Annotated in this window: 9 protein-coding genes; 4 read left to right on the top strand and 5 right to left on the bottom strand. The window is 38.8% G+C overall.

Features of this window, described 5'->3' with window-relative positions:
- Positions 1–3: 3 nt before the first annotated feature.
- The 4 genes from SCA31_RS05755 to SCA31_RS05770 all read left to right on the top strand — a co-directional run bounded on the left by SCA31_RS05755 (position 4) and on the right by SCA31_RS05770 (position 4,542).
- On the top strand, positions 4–690 hold the full coding sequence (locus tag SCA31_RS05755) for a response regulator transcription factor (RefSeq protein ID WP_002982671.1): 687 nt from the start codon (positions 4–6) through the stop codon (positions 688–690).
- Between the two features lie 82 nt (positions 691–772).
- Positions 773–1,411, top strand: coding sequence for a hypothetical protein (locus SCA31_RS05760; protein WP_410695918.1), 639 nt, complete (start codon positions 773–775; stop codon positions 1,409–1,411).
- 55 nt (positions 1,412–1,466) lie between these two features.
- The gene (locus SCA31_RS05765; RefSeq protein ID WP_228434988.1) at positions 1,467–1,790 is read left to right on the top strand and encodes a hypothetical protein; all 324 of its coding nucleotides are present in this window, start codon (positions 1,467–1,469) and stop codon (positions 1,788–1,790) included.
- Positions 1,791–1,857: 67 nt separating this feature from the next.
- The gene (locus tag SCA31_RS05770) at positions 1,858–4,542 is read left to right on the top strand and encodes a TonB-dependent receptor domain-containing protein (RefSeq protein ID WP_410695920.1); all 2,685 of its coding nucleotides are present in this window, start codon (positions 1,858–1,860) and stop codon (positions 4,540–4,542) included.
- 81 nt (positions 4,543–4,623) lie between these two features.
- On the opposite strand, the gene SCA31_RS05775 is transcribed toward SCA31_RS05770, so the two are convergent.
- The 5 genes from SCA31_RS05775 to SCA31_RS05795 form a co-directional block, all read right to left on the bottom strand.
- Positions 4,624–5,121, bottom strand: a complete 498-nt coding sequence (locus tag SCA31_RS05775; RefSeq protein ID WP_410695921.1) for a phosphoheptose isomerase — start codon at positions 5,119–5,121, stop codon at positions 4,624–4,626.
- 26 nt (positions 5,122–5,147) lie between these two features.
- A complete protein-coding gene (locus tag SCA31_RS05780) occupies positions 5,148–7,430 on the bottom strand; it encodes a GH92 family glycosyl hydrolase (protein WP_410695923.1) in 2,283 nt (760 codons plus the stop codon).
- Positions 7,431–7,451: 21 nt separating this feature from the next.
- Complete coding sequence (locus tag SCA31_RS05785) at positions 7,452–8,312, bottom strand: ROK family protein (RefSeq protein ID WP_410695925.1); 861 nt, start codon at positions 8,310–8,312, stop codon at positions 7,452–7,454.
- A gap of 123 nt (positions 8,313–8,435) precedes the next feature.
- Complete coding sequence (locus tag SCA31_RS05790; RefSeq protein WP_410695927.1) at positions 8,436–10,841, bottom strand: endo-beta-N-acetylglucosaminidase H; 2,406 nt, start codon at positions 10,839–10,841, stop codon at positions 8,436–8,438.
- 61 nt (positions 10,842–10,902) lie between these two features.
- Positions 10,903–13,035: an endo-beta-N-acetylglucosaminidase H gene (locus SCA31_RS05795; RefSeq protein WP_410695929.1), complete on the bottom strand. Its 2,133-nt coding sequence runs from the start codon at positions 13,033–13,035 to the stop codon at positions 10,903–10,905.
- Positions 13,036–13,038: the final 3 nt, after the last annotated feature.

A 13,038-nucleotide genomic window follows, 5' to 3' on the forward strand; every position in this document is an offset into this window, starting at 1 on the left:
ATTATGAGCAACAGAATATTATTAGTAGAGGACGATCAGAGTTTCGGAGCGGTGCTTAAAGATTATTTAACAATCAATAATTTTGAAGTTACCCTGGCAACAGATGGAGAGCAAGGACTTAAGGAATTTACGGAAAACGAATTCGATATCTGCATATTTGACGTGATGATGCCTAAGAAAGATGGATTTTCATTGGCAGAAGATGTAAAAAAGATTGATAAAAACACCCCTATCATATTCCTTACGGCAAGAAATATGAGAGAGGATATTCTGAAAGGATATCAATTGGGAGCTGATGATTATATCACAAAACCTTTTGATACTGAACTTCTTTTATACAAAATCAAGGCTATTCTTCAAAGAAGCTCTACGTTGGAAAATGAAGAGCAGGAACAATTTAAGATAAGTAATATCTTCTTCGATTCAATGCTGAGACAACTGAAAGTGGGTGATAAAGAATACAAACTTTCTCCAAAAGAAAACGAATTACTAAAGCTTCTTTGCATCCATAGAAACGACTTCATGCCTAGAGACCTTGCTCTAAGAAAGATCTGGAAAAAGGAAAATTACTTTACGGCAAGAAGTATGGACGTTTACATTGCCAAGCTTCGTAAACTATTAAAAGATGATGAAGGATTGGAAATTATCAACGTTCACGGTGAAGGTTTTAGACTTCTTGTAAAAAATTAATCTAAAAATCGAATTATAAATATAAAATTAGCAAAACAATTGAAAATGTTTTGCTAATTTTGTTTCATACCCAATCTAGGATATGAAGAATACGTTTTTAGGTTTGATCTCTGTATCAATATTAGCTGTCTCTTGTAAAAAGGATGAAAAAGCAACTTATTTAAAAGAAGAAGCAGGTTCTCAGCAATCTTCTGTAGCAATAAACAACACTCCCAAGGCTTCACTGATGGATCAGGCTGGAATTCAGTCTGTTTCTAATCCTGCTCCTATAGCAACTGCTGCAGGAATGAATCCTGCCCACGGACAACCAGGACACCGTTGTGATATCCCGGTAGGACAACCTTTGAACGGGCAACCGGCAGCGACTCCTGCTGTACAAACAGTCAATACGGGAAATAGTAATACCATTCAGATTGATCCAAACTCAATGTCTCCGGGAAAAGTAACCATTGATAATAATAGCGGAAAACAGATTAAAACAGCCCCGGGAATGAATCCTCCACACGGGCAGCCGGGCCATAGATGCGACATCGCTGTAGGACAGCCTTTGAACAGTAAGGCAGCTCCGGCCCCACAGCCTGTTCAAAATGTAGTACAAACTACCCCTGCTCCAGCTCCGGCAGCACAAAATATTGCTATGGGAGAAAAACCAAAGCTAAACCCAGCTCATGGTGAACCTTGGCACAGTTGTTCTCTAAAAGTTGGTGATCCATTGCCATAAATTTTGTATTTTTGCAGACATGAAGCTGTTTCATCTACTTGCAATAGTATTTTGTTTGGGAATTTTCTTGGTTCCTAAGGATAGCTTCTACGCTCAATCTATGCAGGATACCTGCTGTAAGGCAGAATCTAAAAAGAGTGACTGCTGTAAAAATCATTCCTCAAAAAAAGACGGCAAAAATGATTCTAAAAAATCATGTAGTGATGACTGCTGTTCATCATGCGTTGTCTGTTGTACCTTTATTGAGACTCCATTTTCAAAAAATCTACGTTTGGAACTTTCTTATTACAAAGCCAATAAGAATCCACAGTTCCAATATTCAGATCCATACCTTTCAGACCGTTTAAAGGAGATCTGGCAGCCGCCCAAAATAGGTTAATTAAAACATTATGTGTTCGTTATATGATATAATGAACCGTTTTTACTTAATCTAAACTTTAAACAAAATGAAATTATATATTTCCAGGTTCATACTTGGTGCATTATTCTTATTTACTCAATTTATATCTGCTCAAAATCTTTCAAAAAATCAGTTCAAGGTAAAGGGGAACTGTGAAATGTGCAAAACAAGAATTGAGGGAGCTGCCAAAAAAGCAGGCGCAAAAACAGCGGTATACTCTATTGATCTTCAAACATTAACCTTAGAAACGGCCCAGGTTTCTGCAGACGAAATCTTAAAAAAGGTTGCAGAGGCAGGCCACGACAATGAAAAATTCAAGGCTTCCAACGAAACCTATGAAAGCCTTCCGGGGTGTTGTCTTTATGAAAGGGACCTTCAACCTACAACAGCAGAAGTCCATAAGCATCATGCTAAAAAAGACAATGAGTTCTATGTAAGAGGAAACTGTGCTTCATGTAAAGCCAGAATTGAAAAAGCAGCTAAAGGAGCGGGAGCAGACTCAGCAGACTGGAGCGCAGAAAAGCAGACCGTTACTTTAAATTTTGATCCTTCTAAAACCTCGTCTGATAAAGTATTAAAGGCAATTGCCGATGCTGGGCATGATAATGAAAAATACAAGACTTCTGATGCCGTTTACAATGGTCTTCCGGGATGTTGTCTCTATGACAGGGATTTCACTTTTGGAGAAGCTAATCCAAAGGTACATTATGAGGAAGAGGTAAAACATGAAGATCATAAAGATCATTCTACTCAGTCTGATAATGACACTCACAGCAAGCATGAAAAGAATATTGACGGCGTTGTTGTTACAGGTTCCAAGGCGGCAACCTCTTTAAGTAAAAAAGAGGCTGGACTTGTCTTTAATATTGATAAAAAAGAACTATTAAAAGCTGCTTGTTGTAATTTATCAGAAAGTTTTGAAACCAATGCTACTGTAGATGTTTCTTTCAGCAATGCGGTAACAGGAACAAAACAGCTGAAAATGCTTGGTCTGGATCAAAAGTACACCAGCTTAACCAAAGAGCAGCTGCCGGAGATCAGAGGACTGGCTTCAGCCTACGGATTGAATTTCATTCCTGGAAGATGGATTGAAAGTATCCAGTTAACCAAAGGGGGAAGTACCGTAACCAATGGTTATGAAAGCATTACAGGACAGATTAATACTGAGCTTTTGAAAAACGCAAAGACTCCGGAAACATCCCTGAATCTTTTTTCCGATTTTAATGGAAGAGCGGAAGCTAATATTACCAGTGTATCCCCTATCAACGATAAATGGTCACAGACGTTCCTTCTTCATGGAAATGGAACCTTTGGAAATACGGATATGAATCACGACGGTTTTCTTGACAGACCAAAGGGAACTCAAATTAATGCGGCATATCTTCTTAATTATAATGATTTGGAAAAGTCAGGATTTGGGTCTCACTTTGGGATCAACTTTATCAGGGATGAGAGAACCGCAGGACAAACTAATTTTGATAAAAAACTGGCTCAGGATAAGCAGCCTGCCTATGGGGTAGGAATTGATATTTCAAGATTTCAGGTTTGGAATAAAACAGGATATGTTTTCAAGGGAAAACCTTATCAAAGTATTGGCTGGATGAACCAATACGTATATCATCAGCAGGACAGTTTCTTTGGATTGAGAAATTATGCTGGGAAACAGCATACTTATTATTCCAATTTAATCTTTGAAAGTATTCTTGGAAATACGAACCACAAATATAAGGCGGGTGCAAGCTTTTTATATGACGGGTATGAGGAAACTTATTTAATGGATGACATTAAGAGAAATGAGATTGTTCCTGGAATCTTTGCTGAATATACTTTAACAGGATTAAAATATACATTAGTAGCAGGAACCAGAGTTGATTTCCACAATCTGGCAGGAACTCAGTTTACACCGAGAGTTAACTTTAAGTATGATTTTACACCACAGACTATCTTGAGACTTTCTGCGGGAAGAGGATTCAGAACAGCGAATGTATTTGCGGAAAGCCAGCAATACTTTGCTTCCAACAGAACCATCAATATCTTACCAAACGGTGGAAACATCTATGGACTAAGGCCTGAGATTGCATGGAACTACGGAGCAAGTCTACAGCAGGAGTTTAAGCTTTTCGGAAGAAAATCAACCATTATTGCAGACTTTTTCAGAACTGACTTCCAAGATCAGGTATTGGTGGATCTTGACAGATCTCCTCAGCAACTGACATTTTATAATTTGAATGGTAAATCTTTTGCCAACTCATTCCAGACTCAATGGGATTTCACGCCTTTCAAAAACTTTGATGTAAGACTGGCTTATAAATATTATGATGTACAGGCGGATTATATTGATGGAAGAAGAGAGGTTCCTTTTATGGCAAAACACAGAGGTTTTGTCAACCTGGCCTATTCAACCAATAAAAATGATAAAGGAGGATTCTGGAGCTTTGATACGACTTTAAACTGGGTAGGAAAACAAAGACTCCCTGATATGTCGAGCAACCCTGCAGAGTTTCAGCTGCCGGCTTATTCTAATTCCTATGCTGTTCTTAATGCGCAGATCTCAAAGAACTTCAACAAGAAGCTTAGAGCTTATGTAGGGGGAGAAAACCTTACTTCTTATTATCAGAAAAATGCGATCATTGATTTTAAAAATCCTTTCGGAAATTATTTTGATGGCGGAATGGTATATGCTCCGATCATGAAAGCCAATTTCTATGTAGGACTGGATGTAATATTCTAAAATCTATAAGATATTATAAGCGTATTTTTTCTCTGAGAGAAATAAAAAACAGCATCAAATTGATGCTGTTTTTTTATCTACTTATCTTCCAAAGTCATCCTGTACTCTTACAATATCATCTTCATCTGAAGGATTAGATGCATCGGTATGCTGCCAGATTTCGGCTACTACGCCCCAACCTGTCAGACCGATCAATCTGTGTCTTTCTCCTTTTTGAAGTTTTACCTGATCTTGTGGGTTGTATTCTCCAACTTCTCCTTCTTCATCTGTCATACTGCGCTTGATTCCTACCTTTCCCTCTACAACCTGCCAGATCTCAGCTCTTCTGTGATGATACTGCCAGCTTAGTCTTGCTTCCGGAGCTACAATAAGAATTTTTGGGCTTAGCTTCCCTCCTATTCTCAGGTTTTCTACATCAATTCCATCAAAATATTGATTTGCAAAATCCTGCGCCTGTGTTTCATCAATCACGAAAAAACCACCCCATGGTCTTGCATCATCTTTTGCTGCAATATTAAAACCCTGCGTCTGCAGCATTTTTTCAATTCTATCGAATATTTCTTTTTTTTCTGTACTCATACAGCGTGTATTTCTAAATTAAAAATTTATTTACTTAATTCTTCTTTTGACATGGAATACGGAAAGTCTTTTTCCTGTGTTCCTCGGTCTTTATTCGGCTTACTATCCATTTTAAAGTCTAAAACCGTTCCTTTTATCAGTTCTTTATGGCTAATCCAATTTTTGGAATAAGGCTGCTGATTAACGTTCAGTGACTTTACATATAAGTTTTCAGCATTATTTTCCGGAGCTTTTATTTCAATTTTCTTCCCATTTTCCAGATGAATGGTAGCTTCTTTAAATAATGGAGCTCCCAGTACATACTGATCCGTTGCCGGCGTCACAGGGTAAAAGCCCAGTGCAGAGAAAATGTACCACGCAGAAGTCTGTCCGTTATCTTCGTCTCCACAATATCCGTCTGGAGTGGCATGATATAATTTATTCATAACCTGCCTTGTCCAGTATTGTGTTTTATAAGGCGCTCCTGCATAATTGTACAGATAAATCATATGTTGAATCGGCTGATTTCCGTGGGCATACTGCCCCATATTCATGATCTGCATTTCTCTGATCTCATGAATTACTCCTCCATAATAGCTATCATCAAAAACCGGTGGCAGTGAAAACACCTCATCCAGTTTGGCTTCAAATTTCTTTTTACCTCCCATCAGCGCTGCCAGCCCGTCAATATCCTGAAAAACAGACCAAGTATAGTGCCAGCTGTTTCCTTCTGTGAAAGCATCACCCCATTTGAAAGGATTGAAAGGTTTCTGGAAGTTACCATCTTTATTTTTACCCCGCATCAAACCCGATTCCTTATCAAACAGATTTTTGTAATTATACGCTCTTTTTTTGTAAATATCAATTTCTGAAGCAGGTTTTCCCAATGCTTTTCCTAATTGATAAATAGAAAAGTCGTCATAGGCATATTCCAGTGTTCTGGCTGCATTCTCATTGATTTTTACGTCATAAGGAACATAGCCCAATGTGTTATAATATTCTACTCCAGCACGGCCTACCGCTTCTATAGGACCCTCGTTGTCTGCTCCGTGTTTTACAGCTTTCCAAAGGGTTTCCATATCATATCCACGAAGTCCTTTTATATAGGCATCTGCTACTACGGATGCTGAATTATTTCCAATCATGATATTTGAATATCCCGGGCTGCTCCATTCTGGTAAGAAGCCTCCTTCTTTGTAAGCATTAGCCAGACCTTCCTGCATTTCCACATTGATACTTGGGTATACCAGGTTCAGGAAAGGGTACAAAGCACGGAACGTATCCCAGAAACCCGTTCCGGCAAACATTTTACCATCTGCTATTTTACCATTGTAAGGACTCCAGTGCTTTATTTTATTCTGAGCATCCACTTCATACAGTTTTTGCGGAAAAAACAAAGTTCTGTACAAAGAGGAGTAAAAGGTTCTCATTTGTTGGTCTGTACCTCCTTTTACCTCAATTTTCCCTAGTGTTTTATTCCAGATATTTTGGGCATCTGTTTTTACCTGATCAAAGTTTCTGTTTCCGATTTCTCTTTTAAGATTCAGTTCTGCCTGCTCGAAGCTTATGAATGAAGAGGCTACTTTTGCATAAACAGCTTCTTTATTTTTCAGTTTAAAACCTACTACTGCTCCTGTATGATCGCTGGTGATTTCCAATTGATCATTGACGAATTTATCATCTTTCCAGGTTTTTGTCAGCTCAAAATCTTTATCAAACTGAACTACAAAATAGTTTTTAAAATTATCATACTTCCCGGTGGAATATCGGGTTGTGTATCCCAGAATTTTCCTTTCCTTAGGCAAAATCTTAATGTACGAGCCTTTGTTGAGTGCATCAATAACTACATAGGCACTGTCTGTTTTGGGAAAGTCAAATTTGAAGAAAGAAGCCCTTTCTGTTGGTGTAAACTCGGTGGTTACATTGATATCTGCCAAGTAGACACTATAGAAATAAGGGGTTGTAATTTCAGCTTTATGACTGAACCAACTTGCCCTTTCATCTTCTTTGAATTTTGGCTTACCCACACCCGGCATGATGGCAAACGCCCCATAATCATTCATCCAGGGAGAAGGCTGATGGGTTTGTTTGAACCCGTTTATTTTATCTGCATCGTAGGTATAAGCCCATCCATCACCCATTTTACCGGTTTGAGGGGTCCAGATATTCATCCCCCACGGAAGTCCGACAGCCGGATAGGTATTTCCGTTGGATAAGGACGGCTTAGACTGGGTTCCCATCAATGGGTTTACATAATCTACAGGGGATAGATTCTGACCGAAAGCCAAAACCTGTACTACGAGAAAGAAACTAGAAAATATAGACTTCATTGTATCATTTCGTTTATTAATTTATATACTCTTTTTTAATGCATAGCTGGCAGCTCCCAGAATAGCTGCATCTTCAAAAATAGCTGAGATTCTAACCTGCAAATTAATATTATTCTTTTTTAAATTCTGAAGAAATCTTTCCTCAAAATAAGGGTAAGCTTTTGCGATATTTCCTCCTATAACTAAAACTTCCGGTTTATATTGATCTACGTAGTTTACAATAAATCCGGAAAAGGAGTCTGCATATTCATCAAATATTTTGGTACGTATTTCAACAGGTTTATCCAGCAGATCTTTAGTCCCGGAGATTTGTTCACCGGTTAATTCTGCATAGTAGTTGACAAACCAGCGTGTTGCCAGATAATCTTCACAGATAGAGTCTTTAAAGGGTGAATCCCACAGATCTTCATCGGTTGCCGTTTCTCCATTGTAAAAAGTGGTTCCCAAACCTGTTCCGAGAGTTACTCCAAAGATTCTTTTAAAATTCTGTACACAACCCCCAAATACTTCCCCTTCCATAAAGGCTGCCGCATCGTTTACAAAATGAATCTGATTCTGCGAAATGGATAGTCTTTTTGCCAGTTCTTCTTTGATATTTACCTGATATATATCGATGAATTTTCCCTGTTGCATTAAAGAGATTCCGTTTTCATAATCAAAAGGTCCAGGCATTGCAATGCCCACTAAAAGATCCTCTTTTGCCAGATCGTGAGTTCCTTTTTCAATGGCTGAAACCCACGCAGAAAAAATAACTTCTTTATCATCAAAGGAATTAACATGTTCCCTTACATAAGTTGAAGTAATAATCTCACGTTTTTCAGGATTTACCTGAGCCAGCGTAATATGTGACCCTCCAATATCGATTCCTACTATATTCTGCATTATTTTTAATTTTAACTTCTAGTAATTCTCTCTTACTGAAAAACAGACAAACAAGAATGTACAACTTGTCTGCCTGTTTACAGCTTTATCCTATTTACAGATAACAATCTGAATATCTTAAATTTATTTTATGATTATTTTACCTGATGATAAGACTTTATTGTTTGAGGATGTAATTTTGTAAATATAAGTACCACTAATTAAATCCTGTGTATTCACTGTATTATTATTTTGATTAATACTCTGTTTTTTGGATACTCTTCCTGTAGAATCATACAACAAAACCTCAGCAGTAGAACTGCTATTGATTGTGAAATGAATGTCATTTCCTTTTTTCACAGGATTTGGATAGACCCCATTTTCTTTTGCCATGTCTAGGTCTCTCACAGATAGAAGCGGATCACAAGGTACATCTGTTTTCCAGTTGGTATCTGACATATTCACCAGTGTTGCAAAATGAGTATTCGGGGTAGAGTCCAAGGCTGCGGCTCCACTTCCTTCATCCATTTTCCAGTTGGCTTCCAGACTTGCTGAGTTCGAAGCCACATTACATTTATTATCCAGAATTTCCTGAGCCGTCAGTGCTCTTTTCCAAACTCTAAATTCATCAAGAGAGCCATTGATGGCACGGGAATTATCATAATTTCTACCCAGATAAAGAATACCATTTGCTGTAAAATTACCTGTTGCTGCTACACTTGAATCTAAGTTTCCATTGATGTACATCTTCATGGAAGCACCGTCATACGTTGCAGCAATGTGATACCATGTATTTGTATTAAAGGTGGCATTGCTATTCAGTTTTATCTGAGAAGATCCAAAACTTAATATGAACTGAAGCTTGTTACTTGGCAGGTTTCCATCCCCGAATCTTAGCATAGCTGAATTACTGTCTCCCACTTCAATACCCAATACAGATGAAATATAAGGGAAAGCTGATTTAAATGAATTTACTTTTACCCATCCTTCAAATGTTACGGCATTTCCATTCAGGTTAAATTGCCCTGCGTTAAGATAATTTGTACTCCCGTTAAAAGAAAGTGATCTCGGACCAGGACTTGTAACAGGTGCCAGCCCACTGTTGAATGTTCCGTCTCCTGAATAAGTACTTGTAGTTCCTCCATCACACACTGCCTGTACTTTCCACACATAGCTTGTATTCGGAGTCAGGTTTTGTAATGAATAATTATTGCCTGTAATATTCTGTACTACAGTCCATGTTGATCCTGCTGTTGGTTTGTATTGCAGGGTATAAGAAGATACTGTTCCTGCACTCCATGACAGCTGTGTCGTATTTCCAAGATAGCTTCCTGATACTAACCCTGAAGGAGTTGCACATCCGTTCCCGGAATTGAATCTTGGAGCAAACAGATAAGTACTTGTTAATGTTGAAGAGCAGTTGGATTGTATTCTCCAGTCATAGTCTGTATTCAGATTCAGGCTATTGATTACTACATTACTTCCTGAATAGTTAGTGGCAGCATTGTTCCAAACTGTTGAATTAGCCGGTTTATAATCGATATTATATGTTTGAGACCCATTGGAAGTCCAGTTTAATTGAGCAGAAGTACCTGCTACATTGGTAACTTCCAGCCCTAATGGCGGATCACAGGCTTGTCCCTGATCCCAAGTATATAACTGTCCGCTTAATTGGGTATTTTCATTATAAAGAATATTGGAGCCTGTACTCATATAATTGGCAACATCAGCTGATCCCAGATCATACCACATGAAAACTCCATAGCCATCTGTCTTTGTACTGGTCGCTAAAGTTGCAAGTGTAGACGCAGATGTGGAACCCGGGTTTGAATTCTGTACCCATATTGCAGCCGGAGAAAGCTTGGTTTTGTCAAGTGGAGGAACATTCGGAACGCTGTAGGTACCATACATTGCATTCCAGCTATAATTGATATAGTTTCCTGCCTGATCTCCGTTATAACTCTGTCTTGATGTGGCCGGACCATAATAATAGAATGTGATCAGTTTATCTGGCATTGCAGCTTTAAGTTCCTGTAACAACATTACAAAAGAACTGTTATTGGGCTGTCCGGTTCCATTATTTCCGTATCCTGCGTATTCATCATCCAGATCTACCCCATCCAGTCCATAGGTATACACTGTATTCGCTACTTGTAAAGCAAAGTCTTTTGCTGCTTCCCGGTTTGGAAAATTGGAAATACCGGCTCCCTGATGGTTTCCTAAAATATCTAATAATACCTTGATTCCTTTTTGTTGCAAAGGTTTCACATAGGTATTCACATCGTTGAGTACCTTAGTAACGTTGTTATTGTTCGAGATGTACGCTCTACTTTTGGAAACATCATAATTGATATTGGCCGCAAAGATAATGGCAACATCAAAAAGCTGTTTGTTTGAATTCTGCAAAGTATAGGAACCTGCATTCAGCATATTGTTATTGTTTACTTCCACATAGCACACTCCTAAAGGATTAAGCTGCTGTGCTTTAAGCAATGGAGCTGATTGAAGCATCAGGGCCATTAAAGGAATAAAAAAGGATTTTTTTCTCATAGTATATTAATTTTATAGTAGAAAAAGCCATTGGGACTGAGCCCAATGACCTGTTTTTTTTTTATTTTACCATTAATTGTTCTGTCTGTTTCAAACCTCCATCCTTAGACTCAAACTGAAGAATATAGTTTCCCTCTCCCAATCTGGTCAGTTCATATGAATTATCACCCGCATTCAGTGATTTCGTGTCTACCGCCTTTCCATTAAAATTATAAATCGTTAATTTCCCTCTGCTGTATTCATCGGGTACAGTAACCGTAAGGGATGAAGATTTGCTTACCGGATTCGGATATAATTTTATCTGTCTTTTTTCATTGAGTTCTCCTGCATTTCTTGCTAATTTTGAAGTTCCTGTTGTACAAGGCAGATCTGTTCCCCAGTTGGAGGAATCTACTCCGGTTAATGTTAAACTCACCCCGTTTCCTGAGCTATCCTGAACCGTAGAACCACTTCCTTCGTTAAATTTCCAGTAGGCAGCAAGAGAGGACGCAGGAACTGATACGTTACACATATTCTGACTAATTTCTGTCTGGCTTAGCGCTCGTTTCCAGACTCTAACCTCATCTATTTTACCATTAAAGTTTCTGGAAGTATTGTATAAATATCCTACATTGAATGCTCCGTTTGAATTGACACTTCCGGTTTGTGCTTTGGTTGCATCCAGAGCACCGTTGATGTAAATTTTCATATTGGCACCATCATAAGTAGCTGCCACATGATACCATGTATTGGCATTCAAAGCTGTAGCTGAAGCCAGTTTTTGCTGTACATTGTTAATACTTACTACAAACTGAAGCTTGTTATTTGCCAAACCGGCGTCTCCCAATCGTAAGAATGCAGAATTACTATCACTGATTTCCGTTCCCAGAATTGAAGAAATATAAGGAGATGCTGATTTGAAAGATGAAGGTTTAATCCAGCCCTCAAAAGATAACGCTGAACCACTCAAAGTAAGGTTTCCAGCAGCACCTGATTCAGAGCTTCCATCCAGAGAAAGCGCATACGAGCCTGTAGGAGCTGTTGTTCCTGATCCGCTGTTAAATCTTGGAGCAAACATATAAGCACTTTTCACGCTGCAATTCGTTCTGATTCTCCAGTCGTATTCGGTATTGGCGGTCAATCCTGAAATCGTTACTGAAGTAGAATTAAGAGCTGATGCGGCATTGGTCCATGTTGTAGAGAAAGCCGGTTTATAATCGATATCATACGTATTGGTACCTACAGAAGACCAGTTCAGCTTTGCACTTGTGCCTGTAAGGTTGCTCGTGAATAGTCCAATGGGAGCATCACAATTTACACCCTGTGTCCAAGATTGTAGAGTGCCGCTTAGCACTGTTGGCTGTCCGTATAAGGTTTGTGTTCCTGCTGAAAGCTGTGCTGTTTCATTGGTTCCGTGAAGATCATACCACATGAATACTCCGTAGCCGCCATTTTTAGTCTGAGTTGCCAGACTGGTGGTTGTAGAGTTGGAAGTATTTCCCATCCACACTGCTGCGGGAGAGATTTGTGCTTTGGTAAGCGGGGGTACGTTGGGAGCAGAAAATGTTCCGTACATCGCATTCCAGCTGTAGTTGACATAATCTCCCACTCTGGCTCCGTTCCATGAAAGTCTTGAAGCTGCAGGCCCATAATAATAGAATGAAATTATTTTATCCGGAAGCAATGCTTTTAATTCCTGAACAAGCATTACAAAAGAACTGTCGTTAGGCTGCCCTGTTCCGTTTTTTCCATATTCTGAATATTCATCATCAAAATCAATCCCATCCAGACCGTAGGTATTAACTGTATTGGCAAGCTGTAATGCGAAGTCCTTTGCAGCCTCACGGGTAGGAAAATTACAAATCCCTGCTCCCTGATGATTTCCCAGAATGGTCAATACTACTTTCATTCCTTTCTGCTGGAGCGGTTTGATATAGGTATCGGCATTGGTAAGAACCTTGGTTACATTATTATTAGAGTACAAGTAGGCTCTGCCACGACTGGTATCATAATTAATATTGGCCGCAAAAATATTTACCACATTGAACAGATAGCTATTCGATGTTTGCAGTTTGTACGCTCCTGCATTCAGGAGGTTGTTATTGTTCACTTCCACATAGCATATTCCTGTAGGATTAAGCTGTTGTGCATTAAGCAGGGAACCGCACTGAAGCATTGCCGCAGCCAGTACTGTAAAGATGGATTTTTTTTTCATTAC

It is taken from the genome of Chryseobacterium sp. SIMBA_028, assembly GCF_046535285.1.
In the GTDB taxonomy this organism is placed as follows: Bacteria; Bacteroidota; Bacteroidia; order Flavobacteriales; family Weeksellaceae; genus Chryseobacterium.

Bases quoted from the DNA above. Each gene is read 5' to 3' on its own strand.
- SCA31_RS05785 (WP_410695925.1), bottom strand. From the start codon at position 8,312: ATGCAGAATATAGTAGGAATCGATATTGGAGGGTCACATATTACGCTG.
- SCA31_RS05760 (WP_410695918.1), top strand. From the start codon at position 773: ATGAAGAATACGTTTTTAGGTTTGATCTCTGTATCAATATTAGCTGTC.
- SCA31_RS05770 (WP_410695920.1), top strand. From the start codon at position 1,858: ATGAAATTATATATTTCCAGGTTCATACTTGGTGCATTATTCTTATTT.
- SCA31_RS05790 (WP_410695927.1), bottom strand. From the start codon at position 10,841: ATGAGAAAAAAATCCTTTTTTATTCCTTTAATGGCCCTGATGCTTCAA.
- SCA31_RS05795 (WP_410695929.1), bottom strand. From the start codon at position 13,035: ATGAAAAAAAAATCCATCTTTACAGTACTGGCTGCGGCAATGCTTCAG.
- SCA31_RS05775 (WP_410695921.1), bottom strand. From the start codon at position 5,121: ATGAGTACAGAAAAAAAAGAAATATTCGATAGAATTGAAAAAATGCTG.
- SCA31_RS05755 (WP_002982671.1), top strand. From the start codon at position 4: ATGAGCAACAGAATATTATTAGTAGAGGACGATCAGAGTTTCGGAGCG.
- SCA31_RS05780 (WP_410695923.1), bottom strand. From the start codon at position 7,430: ATGAAGTCTATATTTTCTAGTTTCTTTCTCGTAGTACAGGTTTTGGCT.